Annotated in this window: 19 protein-coding genes; 10 read left to right on the forward strand and 9 right to left on the reverse strand. The window is 56.7% G+C overall.

What is annotated here, in order from left to right:
* Window positions 1-147 precede the first annotated feature (147 nt).
* Window positions 148-1,458, forward strand: coding sequence for an MFS transporter (locus tag ACOI8A_RS00545; protein ID WP_420649080.1), 1,311 nt, complete (start codon window positions 148-150; stop codon window positions 1,456-1,458).
* A gap of 208 nt (window positions 1,459-1,666) precedes the next feature.
* Entirely contained in the window at window positions 1,667-1,894 is a 228-nt protein-coding gene (locus tag ACOI8A_RS00550; protein ID WP_420649081.1) for a hypothetical protein, read from the forward strand.
* A gap of 301 nt (window positions 1,895-2,195) precedes the next feature.
* Here the strand turns inward: ACOI8A_RS00550 and ACOI8A_RS00555 are convergent, their stop codons facing one another.
* Window positions 2,196-2,561, reverse strand: a complete 366-nt coding sequence (locus tag ACOI8A_RS00555) for a DUF6124 family protein (RefSeq protein WP_420649082.1) — start codon at window positions 2,559-2,561, stop codon at window positions 2,196-2,198.
* 457 nt (window positions 2,562-3,018) lie between these two features.
* On the opposite strand from ACOI8A_RS00555, the gene ACOI8A_RS00560 reads away from it, so the two are divergent.
* From ACOI8A_RS00560 to rarD, 3 genes are all read left to right on the forward strand, one after another.
* Window positions 3,019-4,032, forward strand: coding sequence for an aldo/keto reductase (locus ACOI8A_RS00560; RefSeq protein ID WP_420649083.1), 1,014 nt, complete (start codon window positions 3,019-3,021; stop codon window positions 4,030-4,032).
* A 135-nt stretch (window positions 4,033-4,167) separates the two neighbouring features.
* Window positions 4,168-6,288, forward strand: coding sequence for an acyltransferase family protein (locus tag ACOI8A_RS00565; RefSeq protein ID WP_420649084.1), 2,121 nt, complete (start codon window positions 4,168-4,170; stop codon window positions 6,286-6,288).
* Window positions 6,289-6,400: 112 nt separating this feature from the next.
* Window positions 6,401-7,282: an EamA family transporter RarD gene (gene rarD, locus ACOI8A_RS00570; protein ID WP_420649085.1), complete on the forward strand. Its 882-nt coding sequence runs from the start codon at window positions 6,401-6,403 to the stop codon at window positions 7,280-7,282.
* Window positions 7,283-7,334: 52 nt separating this feature from the next.
* Here the strand turns inward: rarD and hppD are convergent, their stop codons facing one another.
* Window positions 7,335-8,411: a 4-hydroxyphenylpyruvate dioxygenase gene (gene hppD, locus ACOI8A_RS00575; RefSeq protein WP_420649086.1), complete on the reverse strand. Its 1,077-nt coding sequence runs from the start codon at window positions 8,409-8,411 to the stop codon at window positions 7,335-7,337.
* Between the two features lie 246 nt (window positions 8,412-8,657).
* Window positions 8,658-9,605 (reverse strand): DMT family transporter, encoded by a 948-nt coding sequence (locus ACOI8A_RS00580; protein WP_420649087.1) that lies wholly within the window; start codon window positions 9,603-9,605, stop codon window positions 8,658-8,660.
* A 76-nt stretch (window positions 9,606-9,681) separates the two neighbouring features.
* On the opposite strand from ACOI8A_RS00580, the gene ACOI8A_RS00585 reads away from it, so the two are divergent.
* The 3 genes from ACOI8A_RS00585 to ACOI8A_RS00595 all read left to right on the forward strand — a co-directional run bounded on the left by ACOI8A_RS00585 (window position 9,682) and on the right by ACOI8A_RS00595 (window position 12,801).
* Complete coding sequence (locus ACOI8A_RS00585) at window positions 9,682-10,554, forward strand: LysR family transcriptional regulator (protein WP_420649088.1); 873 nt, start codon at window positions 9,682-9,684, stop codon at window positions 10,552-10,554.
* 112 nt (window positions 10,555-10,666) lie between these two features.
* Window positions 10,667-12,202, forward strand: coding sequence for an EAL domain-containing protein (locus ACOI8A_RS00590; RefSeq protein ID WP_420649089.1), 1,536 nt, complete (start codon window positions 10,667-10,669; stop codon window positions 12,200-12,202).
* A 233-nt stretch (window positions 12,203-12,435) separates the two neighbouring features.
* Window positions 12,436-12,801 carry a histone-like nucleoid-structuring protein, MvaT/MvaU family gene (locus ACOI8A_RS00595; protein ID WP_420649090.1) on the forward strand — a complete coding sequence of 122 codons (366 nt, stop codon included), beginning with the start codon at window positions 12,436-12,438 and terminating at the stop codon, window positions 12,799-12,801.
* Between the two features lie 218 nt (window positions 12,802-13,019).
* Here ACOI8A_RS00595 and ACOI8A_RS00600 read toward each other — a convergent pair whose 3' ends face one another.
* A complete protein-coding gene (locus tag ACOI8A_RS00600) occupies window positions 13,020-13,538 on the reverse strand; it encodes a DUF4946 domain-containing protein (protein WP_420649091.1) in 519 nt (172 codons plus the stop codon).
* A gap of 143 nt (window positions 13,539-13,681) precedes the next feature.
* On the opposite strand from ACOI8A_RS00600, the gene gloA reads away from it, so the two are divergent.
* Window positions 13,682-14,203 carry a lactoylglutathione lyase gene (gene gloA / locus ACOI8A_RS00605; RefSeq protein ID WP_420649092.1) on the forward strand — a complete coding sequence of 174 codons (522 nt, stop codon included), beginning with the start codon at window positions 13,682-13,684 and terminating at the stop codon, window positions 14,201-14,203.
* A gap of 272 nt (window positions 14,204-14,475) precedes the next feature.
* Here gloA and ahpF read toward each other — a convergent pair whose 3' ends face one another.
* From ahpF to ACOI8A_RS00620, 3 genes are all read right to left on the reverse strand, one after another.
* Window positions 14,476-16,038, reverse strand: a complete 1,563-nt coding sequence (gene ahpF / locus ACOI8A_RS00610; RefSeq protein ID WP_420649093.1) for an alkyl hydroperoxide reductase subunit F — start codon at window positions 16,036-16,038, stop codon at window positions 14,476-14,478.
* A gap of 128 nt (window positions 16,039-16,166) precedes the next feature.
* Window positions 16,167-16,730 carry an alkyl hydroperoxide reductase subunit C gene (ahpC, locus tag ACOI8A_RS00615; RefSeq protein ID WP_420649094.1) on the reverse strand — a complete coding sequence of 188 codons (564 nt, stop codon included), beginning with the start codon at window positions 16,728-16,730 and terminating at the stop codon, window positions 16,167-16,169.
* Window positions 16,731-16,867: 137 nt separating this feature from the next.
* Window positions 16,868-17,806, reverse strand: a complete 939-nt coding sequence (locus ACOI8A_RS00620; RefSeq protein WP_420649095.1) for a site-specific integrase — start codon at window positions 17,804-17,806, stop codon at window positions 16,868-16,870.
* 176 nt (window positions 17,807-17,982) lie between these two features.
* On the opposite strand from ACOI8A_RS00620, the gene ACOI8A_RS00625 reads away from it, so the two are divergent.
* On the forward strand, window positions 17,983-18,999 hold the full coding sequence (locus ACOI8A_RS00625; protein WP_420649096.1) for a DNA-binding protein: 1,017 nt from the start codon (window positions 17,983-17,985) through the stop codon (window positions 18,997-18,999).
* Here ACOI8A_RS00625 and gorA read toward each other — a convergent pair.
* Together gorA and ACOI8A_RS00635 are read right to left on the reverse strand one after the other, a co-directional pair.
* A complete protein-coding gene (gorA, locus tag ACOI8A_RS00630; RefSeq protein ID WP_420649097.1) occupies window positions 18,996-20,354 on the reverse strand; it encodes a glutathione-disulfide reductase in 1,359 nt (452 codons plus the stop codon). The two genes, ACOI8A_RS00625 and gorA, sit on opposite strands and share 4 nt — an antisense overlap.
* Window positions 20,355-20,459: 105 nt before the next feature.
* Window positions 20,460-21,989 (reverse strand): MFS transporter, encoded by a 1,530-nt coding sequence (locus ACOI8A_RS00635; RefSeq protein WP_420649098.1) that lies wholly within the window; start codon window positions 21,987-21,989, stop codon window positions 20,460-20,462.
* Between the last annotated feature and the right edge of the window lie 39 nt (window positions 21,990-22,028).

Raw genomic sequence — 22,028 nt, forward strand, 5'->3', positions numbered from 1 at the left:
GCGCGGACGGTTGGTCACCCGCACAGGGTCTGGCGGCAAACCCTGTGCTCAGGCACAAAGACAATCCGGCCACAGGTGGCCGAGACTCTCAGGGCGATCAACGTTACCCTTTGCATCGCAAAAAATCATAATAAAGAGAGAGCCGCTATGTCGCAGAGCGCCGCAGCTACCCAGACCATCGTTGACGATAAAAACGCCGTCTACAAACGCATCACCCTGCGTTTGATCCCCTTCATTTTCATCTGCTACTTGTTCAACTACCTCGACCGGGTCAACGTTGGATTTGCCAAACTGCAGATGCTCGACGCACTGAAATTCAGCGAAACCGTCTACGGCCTCGGGGCCGGGATCTTCTTCATCGGCTACGTGCTGTGTGGCGTGCCGAGCAACCTGGCACTGAGCAAATTCGCCCCACGGCGCTGGATCGCGCTGATGATGATCACCTGGGGCACGCTGTCGACGTGCCTGCTGTTCGTCACCACACCGACCGAGTTCTACACCTTGCGCCTGTTCACCGGCGCGGCCGAAGCCGGGTTCTTCCCGGGCGTGGTGTTGTATCTCTCGCAGTGGTTCCCGACCTTCCGCCGTGGGCGGATCATGGCGCTGTTCATGTCGGCGATCCCGGTGTCCGGCCTGCTCGGCAGTCCGTTCTCCGGCTGGATCCTCAACCACTTCGCGGCCGGCCAGGGCGGCCTCGCCGGCTGGCAGTGGATGTTCCTGCTGCAAGGTATTCCGACGGTGATTCTGGGTGCTCTGGCGTATTTCCTGCTCAGCGACAGCTTCGCCAACGCCAAATGGCTGACCCCGCATGAGCGCGCAGTGCTTGAGGCGGATCAGGCTGAAGATCTGGCCAACAAACCGAAAACCACCACCGATTCGTTGCTCGCGGTGTTCAAGAACCCGGCCATCTGGGCCTTCGGCCTGATTTACTTCTGCATCCAGAGCGGCGTGTACGCGATCAACTTCTGGCTGCCGTCGATCATCAAGAACCTCGGTTTCAGCGACAACCTGGTGATCGGCTGGTTGAGCGCGATCCCGTATTTGCTGGCGGCGGTGTTCATGCTGCTGGTCGGGCGCTCGGCGGATTTGCGCAAAGAACGTCACTGGCATCTGGTGGTGCCGATGCTGATGGGCGCTGTCGGTCTGGTGATCGCGGTGAATTTCGCGGCGAATCCGGCGATCGCGATTCTCGGCCTGACGATCGCGACCATGGGCGCGCTGACCGGGCTGCCGATGTTCTGGCCAGTGCCGACGGCGATGTTGAGTGCAGGCGCGGCTGCGGGTGGGTTGGCGTTGATTAACTCGATGGGGCAGATGGCCGGGTTTTTGAGTCCTTATCTGGTGGGTTGGGTCAAGGACACGACCGGGTCGACGGATGCGGCTTTGTATCTGCTGGCAGGGGTTATCGTTGGCGGGAGTTTGTTGGCGTTGAGGATGACGCGGACGTTGCGGGTTTAAGCTTTAGCGTAGATACAGACACGGCCCTTTCGGGCCGTGTTTCTTTTTGGTCGCTCCCACGCAAAGACTGGCAACGAGCAACATGGGTAATGATCTGCTTCTCGACTCAATTTCGAAAACGTATAAAAACCTGTCAGAAATTACAGGTGTCTGAATTGTCGTTCACGCCGAAGCTGGTACTTCTTGAAGATCTCAAAGGAGTACGGCAATGAGCACTGGTAGCAGCAGTTTTGTATTTGGTTCGCTTTATGAAATCACCACGGCTTCTGGCGTGGTGTCTGGAGTTGTGAACGCTGCGGGGCCTGATGCTATTTCGGTTGGGCCGGATTTGATAGTTGTCCGGTACGAGGACATCCTCAGCTTCCAAAAGGTTGAAATCCGAGCAAAGATTCACAAGGAAATGATTGGAGCTCTGAAACCGTCGTCGATGAAGTGAGGCTAAAGCCTGACTTATGGCCAAAAGACGCTCCGAATAAATCGGAGCGTCTGCTTTAGACACTGTCAATGCGATTACACAGAAACTGGTTTTTAGCAGTTTTAAAACATTCGGTGTGGCTGATATCCGCCCCCCTCACCCCAGCCCTCTCCCCCAAGGGGGCGAGGGGGAAAGGGAGCAGATCTCTATGCTTTTCAAAACCTGAGTTCGACTGGATATTTCAGGTCAATGTAGCTTACACATCCAACTCGGTCAGTCCCTCTCCCTCCGGGAGAGGGTTAGGGTGAGGGGCCCTTGCCTTTCAACCAGGCACCGCCAACTCCAGATTATCCAACGCCCGGCTAACCGACAGCTCCCCCAACATAATCAACTGCGCAATCCCCAACAAAATATGCCGATGCGGCCCATCGACCAGTGCGGCGAAGTCGTTGGCCATGACTTTGGCCGAGGTCAGGGTTTCGCAGGCATTGGCCAGCAGTTCTTCGTTCTGAATGCCGGGGGCGATGATGTAGATGGTGTTGGGTTTGAGCAGCGGTTTTCGCGGGGCGAACGGATTGAGGTAATGGTCGAGAGCGCGCTCGGCGGCTTCGTGGAATTTCTTCGAATCGAGGGTTTCGTAGGGGGACGTTGTGTCGGTTTCTGGTGGGTTGGGTGTTGGTTTGATCATGTTTGAATCTCCAAATCAGAAAAAAGGAGCCATCAAACTTCGCTACCAAACGAAGGGGTGGTGGCCATACACGGGTTGGTAGACCGGTGACTTGGAGAACCGGCGCGCTCGAAAGCGCCCCGCGCATGGCCACCATAAAAACACGAACGACCAGCGTCCCTATATGGCGAGTTGCGCAACAAGTCAGAACCGGGCTACCAAACCCGATCGCTGTTTTTCAGCGACGGGATAACGATAAAACCCGGCCCCCAAGTGCACAAGCCAGCGGATTCTGGCTTACGTGTAGGCAACGGCGCAAGGTTGTGTAGCCTGAGTGCGTGTCATGAAATGTCCCTTTAAACGCCAGGCTTAAACGTTTCGTTGTGGTTGATAACGCCACCCTCATAAATTCACTTTGCCGCCATCCACGCTTCTGGTATTTGATAAAAGCTTTCCCATCGACCAAAAGGATTTCGGCATGAGCTATCGCACACTGGGCCACTCGGGGTTGCAGGTGTCCACCCTGACCCTCGGCACGATGATGTTTGGCGAACAGACCAGCACGGAAGAATCGCTGCGCATCATCGACAAGGCCTGGGATCAGGGCATTAATTTCATCGATACCGCCGACGTCTACACCAATGGCCGCTCGGAAGAGATCGTCGGCGAAGCCATCGCCGGCAACCGCCATGAATGGGTGGTGGCGACCAAAGTCGGTTTCGGTCCTGTGGACGGCGTGCCGAACCGCAGCGGTTTGAGCCGCAAGCACATCTTCAATGGTCTGGACGCCAGCCTGACCCGGCTCGGCACCGACTATCTCGACATCTATTACCTGCACCGCGAAGACCACAACACCCCGCTTGAAGTGAGCATTTCGGCGATTGGCGATCTGATTCGTCAGGGCAAGATCCGTTACTGGGGCCTGTCCAACTATCGCGGCTGGCGGATTGCCGAGGTGATTCGTGTCGCCGACAAACTCGGGGTCGATCGCCCGGTGATCAGCCAGCCTCTGTACAACATCGTCAACCGTCAGGCCGAAACCGAGCAGATTACCGCCGCGCAAACCTACGGTTTGGGCGTGGTGCCTTACAGCCCGCTGGCCCGTGGCGTGCTCAGCGGCAAGTACGCGCCGGATGTCACGCCGGACGCCAACAGCCGCGCCGGGCGTCAGGACAAGCGCATTCTGGAGACCGAATGGCGGGTTGAATCGCTGCGCATTGCCCAGCAAATTCAGCAGTACACCGAAGGTCGTGGGGTCGGGATTGTCGAGTTCGCGATTGCCTGGGTGTTGAACAATAGCGCGGTGACGTCGGCGATTGTCGGGCCGCGCACTGAGCAACAGTGGGACGCGTATACCAAGGCGCAGCAAGTGAAGATTACCGCTGAGGATGAGGCGTTTATCGATTCGCTGGTGACGCCGGGGCATGCATCGACACCAGGATTCAACGATGTGAGTCATTTCGTGTCGGGGCGTAAACCGTATCGGAGCTGAAACATTCCTGCGCCGGGCGATTGAAAAATGCTGCGACATCGCTGATAGCCGATACAATTCGCTTTTTTCATGGAATTGAGCGCGATCTAACGAGATCAGTCGATTGCTCGTTCGCGAATGTGCAGGGATCAGCAAATGTTCAATCGCCCTTTCGGGTTTACGTCCAGGCCTTTGCGCGGGATGTGGTTCAAGACGCTCGGCGGTAATAAGGAGTCTGCTACCGCCCCTTCCACCGCAGCATCGTCTGCCGTCGGGCCTCGAAAACCTGCCATTGAGTACCGTGCGGACATTGACGGTCTGCGCGCGATCGCCGTTCTGCTGGTATTGATTTTTCACGGCGGTTTGACCTTGTTCCCGTCAGGCTTTATCGGCGTGGATATCTTCTTTGTGATCTCGGGTTATCTGACCACCTCGATCATCATGAAGTCGCTGGACAACGGAACGTTCAGCTTCTCGGGGTTCTACACGCGACGGATCTGGCGCTTGCAACCGGCAGTCATCGCGTTGTTGCTGGCAACATTGGCAATCGCAACGTTGCTGTACTTGCCCGATGACTACGTCGACTTCCTCAAAAGCGAAAAGTACACGTCGCTGCTTCTTTCAAACCAGTACTTTTCCAAAGCGACATCGGGCTATGCCACTCCGGATGCGGCAACCCTGCCGCTGTTACATACCTGGTCGCTGGCCATCGAATGGCAGTGGTATCTGGTCTTGCCGCTGGGCATCTGGCTACTCAATCGCTCTGTGCCGAAACAAGCCTTCAAGGCGGCTGTGCTCGGTTTGACCGTGGCGGCAATGGCGCTGGCTTTGTACTGGTCTCATGCCCTCGCGGACAAAAACTACTACTTCTTCACTGCCCGGATTTTTGAATTGATGATTGGCTCTTGCGCAGTCATCTTCAGTGCGCAGAAGTTCAGGCTCAATCGTTTGAGCGCGTCTTTAATGTGTGCGCTCGCGCTTGCCACGATTCTCTATTGCGCGACACGGGACAATATCCTGAGCGGGTTTCCGGGCTACCACGCCATAGCGGTTTGTCTCGCTACCGCAGCATTGCTGTTCAGGGGGCTTGGCGACGTGAGCATTACGTCCAAAGTACTGGCATTCAAACCGATGGTATTTATCGGCACCCTCTCCTACTCCCTGTACTTATGGCACTGGCCGATTCTGGCGTTCATGAGTTACATGGGCATCACGCTTACGCCGTTGTTGAAAGTGGTCTACTTCGTCGCGACCTTCGCCCTTGGCTACCTTTCCTTCGTACTGGTTGAAAACAAATTTCGCAAAGCCCGGGCTGGCTTTGGCAAGACGCTGTTGCTGCTGATGATTGTGCCCGCGATCGGGCTTTCGCTGCTTTACGCTGCCAGCGTTAAACATGACGGATGGCCAAACCGTTTCGGTGATGGTTCGAGTAACGTGTTCAGCGATTTGAAAGCGGCAGTCCCCGCCAGCCGCGAGGACTGCCTGGGTGCCAGCGACGGAGGCGATCCGGGCTGCATATTCGGCGCCGAGCAGGCCGCCCCGCAGGTTTTCCTGATGGGCGATTCGTTCTCCAATCACTACTGGGGTTTTGTCGATACGCTGGCCAAAGACGCCAATCTTTCTGTACTCGCGCAGGCCTACCCAACATGCCTGGCACTGCCCGGGATCTATCTCTACAACTGGTCAAAGTACAAGAACACGCTGTATAAAAAGTGCCACGATGCCACTCGGCGCTACTACGATATCGTCGCGAAAAACCATTTCCAATACGTGATCGTCGGTCAGAACTGGGAGGCCTATCTCACCGCCGAGATCGTCACGAAACTCGATGACCCACGCAGCCCCGAACTGTCCCTTGAACGTCTGAACGTTGCGATTCGCCAAGCGTTGGACATCATCGTCAAATCGGGTGCAACGCCGGTTTTCCTGAAAAACACGCTGCCAATGCCGCCCGGTATCAACGAGTGTTTGCTACAACGGGTGAAATTGCGCGGGCTGATGGGCAGTGCCGAACAAAGCAGTCAATGCACTTCAGTACCATGGTCTGGCGATGAAAATCCGGTACTCGCCAAACTGTTCAGTGATCTGCAGGCTGAATATCCAGGCTTGTTGATCATTGACCCGCGAGGTGTGCAATGCATTGACGGCACTTGCATGACGAGCGTCGATGGTTTGCCGGTTTACCGCGACATTGGTCACTTGACGGATTACGCCTCTTACAAATTCGGCGAAATGCACATCAAGCGCTTCAGTAATCCGTTGAGAACTGCTCAATGAATGAGGTCCGTCAGCTAAGCTGATGTTGGGAATATTGAGCACCCGAGCAATATTCAGCACAGAAACCACGTATCCTTCGCGCCCCGTTTGATTACCTACCCGCGAGGACAGTTTGTCTAAAGGTATCGCTTTATCGGTTTCAGCCTCAGTGCTGTTTGCCGTCATGTATTACTACACTTCGTTGCTCACACCTTTGAGCGGCGTGGAAATCTTTGGCTGGCGCATGCTGCTGACCGTGCCGTGCATGACCGTGTTCATGCTGGTTTCCGGAGAATGGCGGCGTGTTCTGGAGCTGGTACGGCTGGTGGCGGCGAAGCCGAAACTGATCGGCGGGTTGATCGTTTCGGCAGGCTTGCTCGGCGTGCAATTGTGGCTGTTCATGTGGGCGCCACTCAATGGCTACAGCCTCGACGTGTCGCTCGGTTATTTCCTGCTGCCGCTGGCCATGGTGTTGACCGGGCGGATTGCTTTTGGGGACAGCCTGTCGTACCTGCAAAAGGTCGCGGTGTTCTTCGCATGTTTAGGCGTGTTGAACGAGTTGTATCAGGTTGGCGGCTTCTCTTGGGCGACGCTGGTGGTCGTGGTCGGCTATCCGTTGTACTTCGTACTGCGCAAATATCTCAAAACCGACCACCTCGGAGGCTTGTGGGTCGACATGACGCTGATGCTGCCGGTCGCGTACTGGTTTGTGCGCGGCGGCGAGCAAGGCTTCGGCGTGTTCGATCAATACCCGGGATTGCTGTGGCTGATTCCATTACTAGGCCTGATCAGCGCCTCGGCACTGGTGGTGTACATCATCGCCAGTCGCTTGCTGCCGTTCAGCCTGTTTGGGTTGTTGAGTTATGTGGAACCGGTGTTATTGCTGGGTGTGGCGTTGTTGCTTGGCGAGAGCATCAAGCCCGGTGAATGGCTGACCTACATTCCGATCTGGCTGGCTGTTGTTGTGCTGGTCTTCGAAGGTTTCAAACACCTGATGCGACAACGCCGCCCATAAAAAAGCCCGGCCTGCATCACTGCAGGCCGGGCTTTTTCGCATCTATTGCGGATTACTCAGTGGCGAGTACGCCACGACGCACCTGGTCACGCTCGATCGATTCGAACAGGGCCTTGAAGTTGCCTTCGCCGAAACCATCGTCACCTTTACGCTGGATGAATTCGAAGAACACCGGCCCCATCAGGGTTTCCGAGAAGATCTGCAGCAGCAGACGCTTGTCGCCCTGCTCCGAAGAGCCGTCGAGCAGAATGCCGCGCGCTTGCAGTTGATCAACCGGCTCGCCGTGGTTTGGCAGGCGACCTTCGAGCATTTCGTAATAGGTTTCCGGCGGCGCGGTCATGAAGCGCATGCCGATTTTCTTCAGTTGATCCCAAGTCTTGATCAGGTCGTCGGTGAGGAACGCTACGTGTTGAATGCCCTCGCCGTTGAACTGCATCAGGAATTCTTCGATCTGCCCGGCGCCTTTCGACGACTCTTCGTTGAGCGGGATGCGGATCATGCCGTCCGGCGCGGTCATCGCTTTCGAGGTCAGGCCAGTGTATTCGCCCTTGATGTCGAAGTAGCGGATTTCGCGGAAGTTGAACAGCTTCTCGTAGAAATTCGCCCAGTAAGCCATGCGACCGCGATACACGTTGTGCGTCAGGTGGTCGATGATCTTCAAACCAGCACCGACCGGGTTGCGATCTACGCCTTCGATGAACACGAAGTCGATGTCATAGATCGAGCTGCCTTCGCCGAAACGGTCGATCAGGTACAGCGGCGCGCCGCCAATACCTTTGATCGCCGGCAGATTGAGCTCCATCGGACCGGTTTCGATGTGGATCGGCTGAGCGCCGATTTCCAGAGCGCGCTTGTACGCCTGCTGCGAATCCTTGACGCGGAACGCCATGCCGCACACCGAAGGGCCGTGCTCAGCCGCGAAGTACGAGGCAACGCTGTTCGGTTCGTTGTTGAGGATCAGGTTGATCGCGCCCTGACGATACAGGTGCACGTTCTTGGAGCGGTGGCTCGCGACTTTGCTGAAACCCATGATCTCGAAGATCGGTTCCAGGATGCCCGGCGTCGGCGATGCGAACTCGATGAACTCGAAGCCCATCAGGCCCATTGGGTTTTCGTATAAATCTGCCATGGTTGGCGCCTCATCATTCTTATCAATTAACCAGAGTTATTTGTCAGTAATGCTGAGGTCGGCGGGTGGCGCACAGGAGATGCCGCGCACACTGCGGGCGAGGAAGTCACCGTAGATCAATTGAAACCCGTAAATCTTCATTGTCGACCCAAGGCTATTGCGGGCGAGGCTTCTGCTGCCAGAAGACGTTTATTATTGTATGCGTAACCCGATTCTACACAGCGTAATAGGGGTTGTCTGCCCTCTCTATAAAATCCGCTTTTCTGCAGACCGTGCAAGAGGTTTGTTGCACAGATAAATGCCCGCCAGGATCAGCGTGCCGCCCAGCCCCATGCTTGCTGTCAGTTGCTCGCCCAGCAAAAGCGCGCCGAAAATCACTGCTGTCAGTGGATTCAACGCAATGAACACGCCCGCGCGCGTGGCGCCGATTTGGCGGATGCCGTGGTAATAGCCGATGTACGCCAGCGCCGAACCGAGCAGGCCGAGGTAGATCAGGCTCAGCCATTGCGTTGTGCCCAGTTGTGTCAACGCCGACCAGCTCAGCTCGCCGCGCACGGCTGCCAGAGTCCACAGCATCAACGTGCCAAGCAGAATGGAAAACGTCACGGTCTGCAGCGGGCCGAGGCTTTGATTCAGGCTGCGGGAAAACAGCGAATACACGCCCCAGCCCAGCACGCAGCCGAGAATCAGCAGATCGCCGATCCACGCATCCGCCGTGGTCGCCAGCAGTTGAGGATTACGACTGACGATCACTACACCCGCGCCAGCAATGCAGATCGCGATGCCCGCCACCTTCGCCCTGCTCAACCGTTCTTTGAACAGTAACCATGACGCGAGGCCAATCACTGCCGGATTCAGCGCAACGATCAGCGATGCGCGGGAAGCGTTGATGTAATTCAGCCCGTAAAAAAAGCACAGGTTATAGAAGAAAATCCCGAAGCCCCCCAGTAGTGTCAGTTGCAGCCATTGCACCGGAGTAGGCCGTGCGAGGGGAATTCGCGCGAGCCACATAAATCCGAGCAAGGCCAGGCTGGCCAGCAGAAAGCGCAAGCTGGCGGCGAAAATCGGACTCAGGCTCCCAGCCAGAAATCTCCCGGCGACCCACGTTCCACCCCAGATCATCGTGACCATCGCCAAGGTTAAATACACCCGAATGTCCGACGTAACGGGACGGGGTTGCTCACAAATGCTCATGACACTCCAAAGAATCAGCTACGGGATGCCGTATCATTGTCCTGATTCTCCATCATCGTAAAATGAGTAAAAGCTCATGACCCTGACCCAACTGGAAATCTTCTCGCTGGTGGCCGATCTGCGCGGCTTCACCCTCGCAGCCCATCGTTTGGGGATCTCGCAATCGGCGGTGTCGCACGCCATGAAGTCGCTTGAGCAGGAACTGGGCGTCGAACTGCTGCGTCGGCATCAGTCGCAAGTGGAGCTCAGCGACATCGGCGCACAGTTGCTGCTGCGCGCACGCGCCATGCTCGGACTCGCCAACACCCTGCGTCAGGAAGCGGCCGATGCGCGGGGCATGAAGCGCGGGACGTTGCGCATCGGCTCATTTGGGCCGACGTCATCGATCAAGTTGTTGCCAACCATCCTTCGGCACTACCGCGAGTTGCATCCGGGGATCGAAGTACACATTGACGAAGGGCCGGATCGTCAGGTGATCCAATGGCTGGAGGAGCGCCGCATCGACATCGGTTTCGTGGTGCTGCCCGAGGAGCGTTTCGACACGTTCGCCCTGATCGAAGATCAGATGGTCGCCCTGCTCCCGGCCGGCCATGTTTTGACGCAGCGATCAGAGCTGAGCCTCAAGGATCTTTGCAAAGACCCGTTTGTGCTGACCGAGGCTGGCTCTGCAGAGTTGGTATCACGCTTGTTCAACGCGGCGCGCTTAAGCCCGAACATCCGCTTTCGCTGTTCGCAATTGCTCAGCACGCTCGACGCTGTCGGCCGTGGCGACGCAATCACCGTAGTGGCCGAAAGTTCGCTGCCGCTCGCAGCAGATCCGCGCTATGTGAGCAAATCGCTGTCGCCCGCCGTGCAACGGCAAGTCGGCCTCGCGGTGCTCGATCAGCGCCAGTGCTCGCCTGCCGCTTTGGCGTTTATCCAGCTGGCGACACAACTTGCCTACTGTTGAGCAGCGCAGGCGCGATCTGCCATCTATCATGGGCACAGTTGAGACACTTTCTGGAAGGTGCGCCGTTGCCCTGCCGGTCTAGAGCCAAACTCCAACGCGACAGGATGCGCCCATGCCTCTGACCGTCAGACCCCGCCGCAAGCGCAGCACCCGAATTGTTGTGACTCTGCTCAGCGGTTTACTGCCGATTGTGCTGGGCAGCGTGATTCTCTATCTGCAAGCCGAACGCACGCTGCAACAGAGTTCGCAACACACCGCCGATGAAGCCTTGCGCCAGTTCGAACTGATGCTCGACAACACCGCCCAGGCTGCGCAGGAGTTGCTGCCGCTGGCCGGTCAGCCATGCGAAAGCGTCAAGCTGGCATTGCGCGAACAAGTCACCCGCCGCCCGTTCGTGCGCTCGACCAATCTGGTGTGGGACAACAACCTCTATTGCAGTTCGCTGTTCGGCGACTATAAGGAAGCTGTAAATCCGGGTGATTACACCCACGGCATGTTGTGGCTGATGAACGGCAATCCGGTGACGCCGAATACGGCGCTGCTGGTCTATCGACTAAGTGAAGGTCATGGTGGTGCGCTCACCACGCTGGACGGTTATCACCTGAGCAACGTGCTGCGCCTGATCGGCAGGCAGACGTTATTAGTATTGCAAGTCGGCAATTTCTGGTTGTCTGCCGATGGCAAGGTGCAGCAGGGCGGCCTGCCTGTGCTGCCGGTCACACCTAGTACGCTGGACTCTTCGCGCTACGCGTTCACCGTGGCCGCCGGTTTTCCTGCCGGCGAGACATGGCGTTACATGAGTAACGAATACCCGCCACTGTTCAGCCTGTTGATTTTCTTTGGCGCGGTGTCGGCGGCAATCGGTTACATCGTGCAAAAACGCTCGACCTCGCCCAGCCACGAAATGCACCGCGCGATGGAGGCCGGCGAATTCATCCCCTACTTTCAGCCTGTAGTCCACGGTGACACGAAAAAATGGTCAGGGGCTGAAGTGCTGATGCGTTGGAATCACCCGAAAGAAGGTCTGGTGCGCCCGGATCTATTTATTCCATTTGCCGAGCATTCCGGGCTGATCGTACCGATGACGCGCGGATTGATGCAGCAGACTGCCTTGGTGCTGGGGCCGCTGTCGTCTACCTTCGCAGCGCCGTTTCACATCGGCATCAACATCACCGCCAGCCATTGCCGCGACCTGCAGCTGGTGGGAGATTGCCGTGAGTTCCTCGCTGCGTTTGCGCCTGAGAGTGTCAGTCTGGTGCTGGAGTTGACCGAGCGCGAGCTGATTGAACCCACCGAGATCACCCGACAACTGTTCGCGCAACTGCAGGCCATGGGCGTGAAAATAGCCATCGACGACTTTGGCACTGGCCATTCGAGCCTCAGCTACTTGCGCACATTCAACGTCGACTTTCTGAAAATCGACCAGACTTTCGTGGCGATGATCGACAAGGACGCGCTGTCGCGGCACATTCTCGAAAGCATTATCGAACTCAGTGCCAAGCTCGAACTGGGCATTGTTGCGGAAGGTGTCGAGACTCAGGCTCAGAGCGACTATCTGTCAGCGCGCCACGTCAACTTTCTACAAGGCTACCTGTTTGGTAAACCGATGCCAGCGGCGGACTTCATTGACGCATTAAGTCACCATTAACTAGCGTAACAAACCCGACGCCGGCAAATTAGCGCACCAAATTGATACAAAACAACGCTATCGTTACATGAAGAAAAAGTCAGGATTTACTCCGGGCGCATTAACTACTACAATTTTTCAAACCTGATGCAAGATTGGCAGGTGAGCCATTATCACCGAGTCGCTTCAAGGCTCTTGGCTTATAGCTTTGTTTGCGGTTGGTTTCAGCCAAACACACTATTGGAGTAAAGATATTGTCCAGACTCGCTGAATTTCGTGCAGCTGAAAAGGCCCTTCAGGAACAGCTCAAGCAGCTGGAATCGCTGAAGAATGACGCCGGGCTCAAGAAAGAAATCGAATTCGAAGAGAAGCTGTTGGGGCTGATGAAAACCTACGGCAAAGGCCTGAAAGAGATCGTCGCCATCCTCGATCCGAACCCGTCCAAGTCCGGCCTGCAAACCTCCGCAGCGCCTAAAACCCGCCGCGCTCGCGTGGTCAAGGTCTATCACAACCCGCACACTGGCGAGCTGATCGAGACCAAGGGCGGCAACCACCGTGGCCTGAAGGCCTGGAAGGAACAATACGGTGCGGCTACTGTTGAGTCCTGGTTGCGCGGTTAATTTCTCGCCAACATAAAAGCCCTGCACTTGCAGGGCTTTTTTATGGACAATATCTAACAAATGCAATGAATTATCACATTTCAAGTTGAGACTATTGTGCAAGATCGGCACGAGACAGCACTGAATATCTCAGCCAGATGTTGCATTTTTTGTCTGCAGAAAAACTTTGTGCTTAATTCCTTAGGATATCTAACGCACGCAGATCACGGCAGGACCGATTAAAGTTTCAAGCTGTTTCTTGCCGCCACTATTTCGTCTTGGCTCGCCTTATAAACCTCCGCCTGCCCGGCGTAAGAAAGTACATAGGCCTTATCCGCGTCGACCGCTGCGACCAAAGTTTGCGACAACACATGCCGGCCGTTTTCGGTAACCGTGCACGTCGTTTCCAGCGCCGACAGTGAACCCAGCGCGGCGGGATGGATCTTGTTGCAAACACTTTGATAACCGCTCTGGAAAAAGTCTTTCTGCACCGACTTGCGCATTTCCAGCAACACGCCCTGCAAGTTGACCTGATGACCGCTCTGCACAGTGGTCATGGTCAACTCCATCACCATGACCTGATTACCATCAGCATCGGTTTTCACCGCGCGCTGGCGGGACACTTCAGGGCCAGTGTCGGGCAGCGCTTCGACCTGCCAGCCAGCGGGCCAGGTGATGCTCGGCTCCTGCGCGAACAATGGCGCGGCCAGCACAGACAAACTGAAGAAAACGAACAGCGATTTGAACGGTCGGATCATTACCGGAGGCACTCGCGAATTGAGCCGTAAAGTCTGAGGCCCGCCCACCCACAGGGCAAGCCCCACGGTTTCGGTTTGGCGATGCCGACAGGCATGCGTATCATTGCGCCCATTCACTCGCCCCAATTTGTTACGGAGGGCTCATGAGCCTGCAAGAACTGAACACTTTCCCCGGCGTCACCGCCACGCCAGACAGCGCAACCCGCAACTTCGTGTTCAACCACACCATGCTGCGCGTGAAGGACATCACCAAGTCGCTGGACTTCTATACCCGCGTGCTGGGTTTCTCGCTGGTGGAAAAACGTGATTTCCCGGAAGCGGAATTCAGCCTGTACTTCCTCGCACTGGTCGACAAAGCACAGATCCCGGCTGATGCCGCTGCGCGCACCGAGTGGATGAAGTCGATTCCCGGCATTCTGGAACTGACTCACAATCACAGCACTGAGAATGACGCGGATTTTGCTTACCACAATGGCAATACTGACCCGCGAGGCTTTGGCCATATCTGCATTTCGGTGCCAGATATTGTCGCGGCTTGTGCGCGGTTCGAGGAGTTGGGCTGCGATTTCCAGAAGCGCCTGACTGACGGGCGTATGAAAAGCCTGGCGTTTATCAAGGATCCGGATGGCTATTGGGTCGAGATCATTCAGCCTGCGCCGATGTAACTGTCGAAGAGCCAAAAGCCCCTCACCCTAACCCTCCCGAAACGTCGGACCGCCCAGAGGGAGAGGGGACTGATTGGGGAATATTCAAGACACCCGCCGACGTGAAATTTCTTTGGCGAATCCATAATCGACTGGATCTCTCAGGTCGATGTGTAGCGCAAGTCACCTCGGTCGGCCCCCTCTCCCTCGGGAGAGGGCTGGGGTGAGGGGCTGGATCTGAAGCACAAAAAACCCGTCATCGCTGACGGGTTTTTTTCTTTCCAGACTGCCGTTTAAGCCGGAGCCGAGGTACGGATCAGGTGATCGAACGCGCTCAGCGAAGCCTTGGCGCCCTCGCCCACCGCAATCACGATCTGCTTGTACGGCACGGTGGTCACGTCACCGGCAGCGAAGATGCCCGGAATCGACGTCTCGCCACGGTTATCGACAATGATCTCACCGCGCGGCGACAGCTCGATGGTGCCTTTGAGCCAGTCGGTGTTCGGCAGCAAACCAATCTGCACGAAGATCCCTTCCAGCTCGACTGTGCGCAGTTCGTCAGACTGACGATCCTTGTAAACCAGACCGTTGACCTTCTCACCGTTGCCAGTGACTTCAGTGGTCTGCGCACTGGTGATCACGGTGACGTTCGGCAGGCTGTGCAGCTTGCGTTGCAGTACCGCGTCGGCACGCAGTTGCACGTCGAACTCAAGCAGGGTCACATGGGCAACGATGCCGGCCAGATCGATAGCCGCTTCAACGCCGGAGTTACCGCCGCCGATCACCGCTACACGCTTGCCTTTGAACAGCGGACCATCGCAGTGCGGGCAGTACGCCACGCCTTTGTTGCGGTATTGTTGCTCGCCCGGCACGTTCATTTCACGCCAGCGCGCACCGGTAGCCAGAATTACGCTCTTGGCCTTGAGGGTCGCGCCGCTGGCGAAATGCACTTCATGCAGCTCGCCGTTTTTGCCCGGGATCAGCTTGTCGGCGCGTTGCAGGTTCATGATATCGACGTCGTATTGTTTGACGTGTTCTTCCAGTGCAGTTGCGAGTTTCGGACCTTCGGTTTCCTGCACGGAAATGAAGTTCTCGATGGCCATGGTGTCCAGCACCTGACCACCAAAACGCTCGGCCGCGACGCCAGTGCGAATGCCTTTGCGTGCGGCATAGATTGCTGCCGAAGCACCGGCCGGGCCACCGCCGACAACCAACACGTCAAACGCTGCTTTGCCGCTGATTTTCTCGGCCTGACGCTCGATGGCGCCGGTGTCGAGTTTGGCGAGGATTTCTTCCAGGCCCATCCGGCCCTGACCAAAGTTCTCGCCGTTCAAGTACAGGCTCGGCACAGCCATAATCTTGCGATCGTTGACTTCGTCCTGGAACAGCGCGCCATCGATAGCGACGTGACGGATGTTCGGGTTGAGCACTGCCATCAGGTTCAGCGCCTGGACCACGTCCGGGCAGTTCTGGCACGACAGCGAAAAGTAAGTTTCGAAGTTGAATTCGCCTTTGAGCGAGCGAATCTGCTCGATCACTTCAGCGCTGGCCTTCGATGGGTGGCCGCCGACTTGCAGCAGGGCCAGCACCAATGAAGTGAATTCGTGGCCCATCGGAATGCCAGCGAAACGCAGGCTGATATCGGCACCGGGGCGATTGATCGAGAACGACGGCTTGCGTGCATCGTCGCCGCTGTCGATCAAAGTAATCTGGCTGGAAAGACTGGCAACGTCTTTCAGCAGGTCGAGCATTTCACGGGATTTCGCACCGTCGTCGAGCGAAGCAACGATCTCGATCGGTTGGGTGACCCGTTCCAGGTACGATTTCAACTGGGCTTTAAGATTGGCGTCCAACATACGGGCGATCTCCTGACTTTATTTGAGGCGAAAAAAAACGCCCGAGCGAATCTCGCCCGGGCGTTTTACAGGGCGGTGTAGCTTACTGAGTAGGTGCGGAAGTCCGCCCTGAGTTGCGTGTCACAGACTTAGATCTTGCCGACCAGGTCCAGCGACGGAGCCAGAGTGGCCTCGCCTTCTTTCCACTTGGCCGGGCAAACTTCGCCTGGGTGAGCAGCGACGTACTGAGCAGCCTTGATTTTGCGCAGCAGCTCGGAAGCGTCACGGCCAACGCCGCCATCGTTCAGTTCAACGATTTTGATCTGGCCTTCAGGGTTGATCACGAAGGTGCCACGGTCAGCCAGTCCAGCTTCTTCGATCAGTACGTCGAAGTTGCGGGAGATGACCTGAGTCGGGTCGCCGATCATGGTGTACTGGATTTTGCCGATGGCTGGCGAGGTGTTGTGCCAGGCAGCGTGAGCAAAGTGGGTGTCGGTGGAAACGCTGTAGATTTCAACGCCGAGTTTCTTGAATTCAGCGTAGTTGTCAGCCAGGTCTTCCAGCTCGGTTGGGCAAACGAAGGTGAAGTCGGCTGGGTAGAAGAACACTACGGACCATTTGCCTTTCAGGTCAGCGTCCGAGACTTGTACGAAGTCGCCGTTTTTGAACGCGGTAGCTTTGAACGGTTTTACTTGGCTGTTGATGATAGGCATTGATGACTCTCCGTCAGGGTTGAGAAGTTGATGGGGTGAATCCTACCCACTCACTCGACGGATGGCTCATTGGCAAACCTGATGCTGCTGATTGGTTTTCGCTATTAGAGAACACTATTAATAGAAGAAAACGATATCTACGGCGACAGCGGTTTTTCCGTAACCCGAACCATCCCTTGGAATGGGCTGGCTTCAACATAGCGCATTGCCGACTTCATATCCTTCCAGCCGACATAACTCATCAACGATTTCAGATCCCAGCCACTTTGATGCGCCCAGGTCGCGAAACCGCGACGCAAGGAATGGCTGGTGTACTGCTCGGCAGCAATTCCGGCACGCTCCAGCGCTTGGCGCAATAAAGGGATCACGCTGTTGGCGTGCAAGCCCTCCTCGCTCAGATTGCCCCAGCGGTCGACACCACGAAATACCGGGCCCCGCACCAGTGCTGCTTCGGTCATCCATTCGATGTAGGCCTGAACCGGACACAGCTTGAGCAGTGCAGGTGTTTGGTAGGTCTGGCCGAGATTTTCCCGGTCGCCCTTGCTCCGCGGCAGATACAAAGTGATGCCGCTGCCCGCGTGCGCCTGCACATGCTCGATCTGCAAGCGGCACAGTTCATCGCTGCGAAAGCCGCGCCAGAAGCCCAGCAGAATCAGCGCCCTGTCTCTGCAGGCTCTGAGCAGCGAAGGTTGATCATGGTTTTCTCTCGCTTCCTCGATTTCCTTCTCAAGCCATTCCACAACCAGTTGAAGATCGCGCAGTTGCAGCGGCTCGGCCTGCTTTTCCTGCGCCGGGTGCAGCGCGCGAATCCCCTTGAAGACTTTACGCACGACCGGCGCCTTGGTCGGATCAGCAAACCCCTGACTGTTGTGCCACTGCGCCAGCGCCGACAAACGCAACTTGAGCGTATTGATCGACAGCACGCCCGCATGCGCTACCAGATACCGCGCCACGCTATCAGCCGTGGCCGGCAGAAACCCACCCCAACTGACTTCGAAGTGTTCGATGGCCGCGCGATAGCTACGGCGCGTGTTGTCGCGGGTGGCGGCTTGCAGATAGCGATCCAGATCGCTCATGGGCTGATTTCTCGCTGGCGTACTGATTTGGAGGCTGAAAATTGATTACAGCGCATCACATGGGGTAATACCAGTATATCCCGCCTGACAATTGGCCAGCATTTAACTTTATATTCAGCATGGTACACTGCGTACTTTAGTGGTACGTACCACAGTACAAAACCGTAGGAGTGATCATGGCCCGTGGCGGCATAAACAAAGCAGTGGTTCAGATCGCGCGCACAGCGATTCTGGCTCGCGGCGAACACCCAAGCATCGACGCTGTACGCATCGAAATGGGCAACACTGGCTCGAAAACCACGATTCATCGTTATTTGAAGGAGCTGGATGACGGCCGCGAACCTGCGGAAGCCTCAGCAGAACCGATCGATGACGAGCTGGCAGCACTGGTCTCACGTCTTGCGCAGCGCCTGAAAGAGCAGGCGCAAGAGCCTATCGATCAGGCCCGCGAGCAGTACGAAGAACAACGCAAGACACTGGAAACCGAACTCAATCAGGCTCGCCAGGCTCATACGCAGTTGGAGCAGCAACACGAAATCCAGGCCGCCGCCCTCGCCCGCGAATCCGAGACACTGAACAACACCCGTTCAATGTTGCAGACCGAACAAACCCGCAACGCCGGTTTGAACCAGGCGCTGGCAGATTTCGAATTGCGATTGCAGGACAAGGACGAGCAGATCCGCTCCCTGGAAGAAAAACACCTGCACGCTCGCGATGCGCTTGAGCACTATCGCAACGCCAGCAAGGAACAGCGCGAGCAGGAACAGAGTCGTCACGAAGGACAGGTGCAGCAATTGCAGATGGAGTTGCGCCAGTCCCAGCAAAGCGCACTGGTACGCCAGGACGAAATCACTCAGTTGCACCGTGACAACGAGCGGCTGCTGACGGAAAACCGCGGCACGCTGCGCGAACTGAGTCTTTTGCAGGATCAGCTCAAGCACAGCAATCAGCGCCAGGATCAATTGCTCGAGCAAGCCACTCGCGTCGACGGCGAGCGCACCCTCCTCCAGGAACGCTTGCGCGTTGCCTTGCTGGAAAGCCAGACACTCAAACAAAATGTCGACGAGCAGACGCAGCTCAATCAATCACTGGAAAAGGATTTGGCCAAGGTTCAGGCCAGTCTGGATGACAGCTTGCGTCTGGCCGCTACCGTTGCGGCAGCGGCAGACGCAGCTGGGTCGAAAGACGCTTAAGCGCCGACCGGCGTACGCATGGTGACAAATTCTTCGGCGGCCGTCGGGTGTACCCCGATGGTTTCGTCGAAGTCACGCTTGGTCGCGCCAGCCTTCAAGGCAATCGCCAGCCCTTGCACGATTTCACCGGCATCCGGGCCGACCATGTGGCAACCCAAGACCTTTTCGGTCTTGCCATCGACCACCAGTTTCATCAGCGTGCGTTCCTGGCATTCAGTCAGAGTCAGCTTCATCGGCCGGAAGCGGCTTTCGTAGATCACCACATCGTGACCGGCATCGCGCGCTTCTTCTTCGGTCAAACCGACCGTGCCGATGTTCGGCAGGCTGAACACCGCCGTCGGGATCATTTTGTAATCCACTGGACGGTACTGCTCCGGCTTGAACAGACGACGCGCTACAGCCATGCCTTCCGCCAAGGCAACCGGCGTCAACTGCACACGACCGATCACATCACCCAGCGCCAGGATCGATGGCTCGGTGGTCTGGTATTGCTCATCGACTTTGATAAAGCCTTTGTCGTCCAGCGCAACATCGGTGTTTTCCAGCCCAAGGTTGTCGAGCATCGGACGGCGACCAGTCGCGTAGAAAATGCAGTCCGCTTCCAGCACACGGCCATCCTTGAGCGTGGCCTTGAGGGTGCCGTCGGCCTGCTTGTCGATACGCGCAATGTCCGCGTTGAATTGCAGATCCATGCCACGCTTGGTCAGCTCTTCGTACAAATGCTTGCGCACGGCGCCGTCGAAGCCGCGCAAGAACAGATCGCCGCGATACAGCAGCGTGGTGTTCGCGCCCAAACCGTGGAAAATCCCGGCAAACTCGACCGCGATGTAACCGCCGCCAACTACCAATACGCGCTTCGGCAGTTCTTTGAGGAAAAACGCCTGATTCGAACTGATCGCGTGCTCATGCCCCGGAATTTCCGGAATCTGCGGCCAGCCACCGGTGGCAATCAGAATGTTTTTCGCAGTAAAACGCTCACCGTTGACCTCGACTTCATGCGGGCCAACAATTTTCGCGTGCGCTTCATGCAAGGTCACGCCGCTGTTGACCAGCAGATTGCGATAAATCCCGTTCAGGCGATTGATCTCGCGATCCTTGTTAGCGATCAGCGTCGCCCAATCGAATTTGGCTTCACCCAGTGTCCAGCCGAAACCCGAGGATTGCTCAAAGTCTTCGGCGAAATGCGCGCCGTACACCAACAGTTTTTTCGGCACGCAGCCGACATTGACGCAAGTACCCCCCAGATAACGGCTCTCGGCCACCGCCACTTTCGCACCGAAACCGGCAGCAAACCGCGCAGCGCGCACACCGCCAGAACCGGCGCCAATCACATAAAGGTCAAAATCGTAGGCCATTTCTATCTCCTCGGCAGGGGATCAGCATACCTGCAGACGCTTATTGAGCAAGCCTCTACAGAATGTGAATCAGCAACACCGAGGTGTCTTACCTTCAGCTTTTGATCAATGACATTCTGCTGGTTCAACTTTTGGCAACCGCAACGTACGCCAAGCGATCAGAATCGCCAGAAGCGCCAGGCTAAACGCGACCCACGAAACCAATTCGATTCCGCCCTCAAGTGCACCTCCTGCTTGTTGCATCAACTGTAGCGCCTGATCACCCGCCAAACCGGCCGCCACATGATGAGCGCCCGACAGCGTTTCACTTGCCAGCGTCGCCTGAATATCACTCAAAAACGCTGGAAGCTGCAGGCCAGTACGATAGTAGGCCGTGACCAAGCCGCCGAGAAGAGTCGTCCCCAACACCACGCCCACTTCATAGGCCGTTTCGCTGATGGCGGAAGCTGCACCTGCCTTTGCCGGAGGCGCGGCCGACAAAATCACGTCATTGGACACCGTCGCAATAGCGCCCACTCCGATATTCAACAATGCAAACGCCGCTACCAACACCGCGAGACTGCTGCCCATACTGGCCACCAGCAAAAACGCCGCACCAGCGAAGGCCATCAGGAGCGGTATCAGTACATGCACAGGCATACGCTGCGCGACCGGCACCACCGCCATCCCGACAATGATCGCCATGATCTGCCCCGGCACCAATGCCAGGCTTGCACTCAGGGGGGACATCTGAAGGACAATCTGCAAGAACTGAGTCGTGAAGAAAACAAAGCCGACGAGAAACGCAAGACTCATCAGGTTGATCAGAACAGACCCGCTGAAAGTGCCGATCCGGAACAGGGTCATGTCGATGAGGGGTACAGTAAGACGCAACTGCCGACGCACGAACATCCCGCCCGCCAACAAACCGATCAAAAAGGTGCTCAGCACCACCGCGTCGATACCGTCACTGGCGCCATGCTTGATGCCGTAAACGATACTTCCAAGAGCAACCATTGACTGAAGGATGCTCACCGGATCCAGCGGGCCCGAAGCGTCACGCTCCGACTCCGGGAGCAACAGCGGCCCCAACACCAACAATGGAATCAAGACGGGCACCGCCAACAGAAAAATTGCGCCCCAATCAAAGAACTGCAGCAACACCCCTCCCACCAAAGGCCCCAGTGCCGAGCCGACGGTCAATGTCGTTGCCCAGATCGCTACTGCCAGTCTGCGCTCTTCTCGATCCTCAAATACCGAACGTATCAATGCCAGCGTGGAAGGCATCAGCATCGCGCCGAAAATCCCCATACAAGCCCGCCCGATAATCAGCTGCATGGCCGTTTCGGAATACGCGGTCAGCACCGAGACCACCGCAAACCCGAGCGACCCGACAAGCAGTAACTTACGGTGCCCCACCCGATCACCCAGGCTACCCATTGACACCAACAGCCCTGCAAGAACCAGTGAATAGGCATCGATCATCCACAACTGCTGGCTGGCAGTCGGGCGCAAGGCTTCGGCGATTTTGGGCAATGCGAAACCGAGTACGGTGTTATCAACGGTCACCAGCAGCACTGGCAACATCAGCACAGCAAGCCCTGCCCAACGTCTTGTTCGAAGACGGCGAGACGTCGCGTTATTAAGCAATGCCATCAAAAATTCCTTGTAGATCAGTGATTATCTTGGGCGCGA

It is taken from the genome of Pseudomonas sp. P4795 (genome assembly GCF_048822895.1).
Lineage (GTDB): Bacteria > Pseudomonadota > Gammaproteobacteria > Pseudomonadales > Pseudomonadaceae > Aquipseudomonas.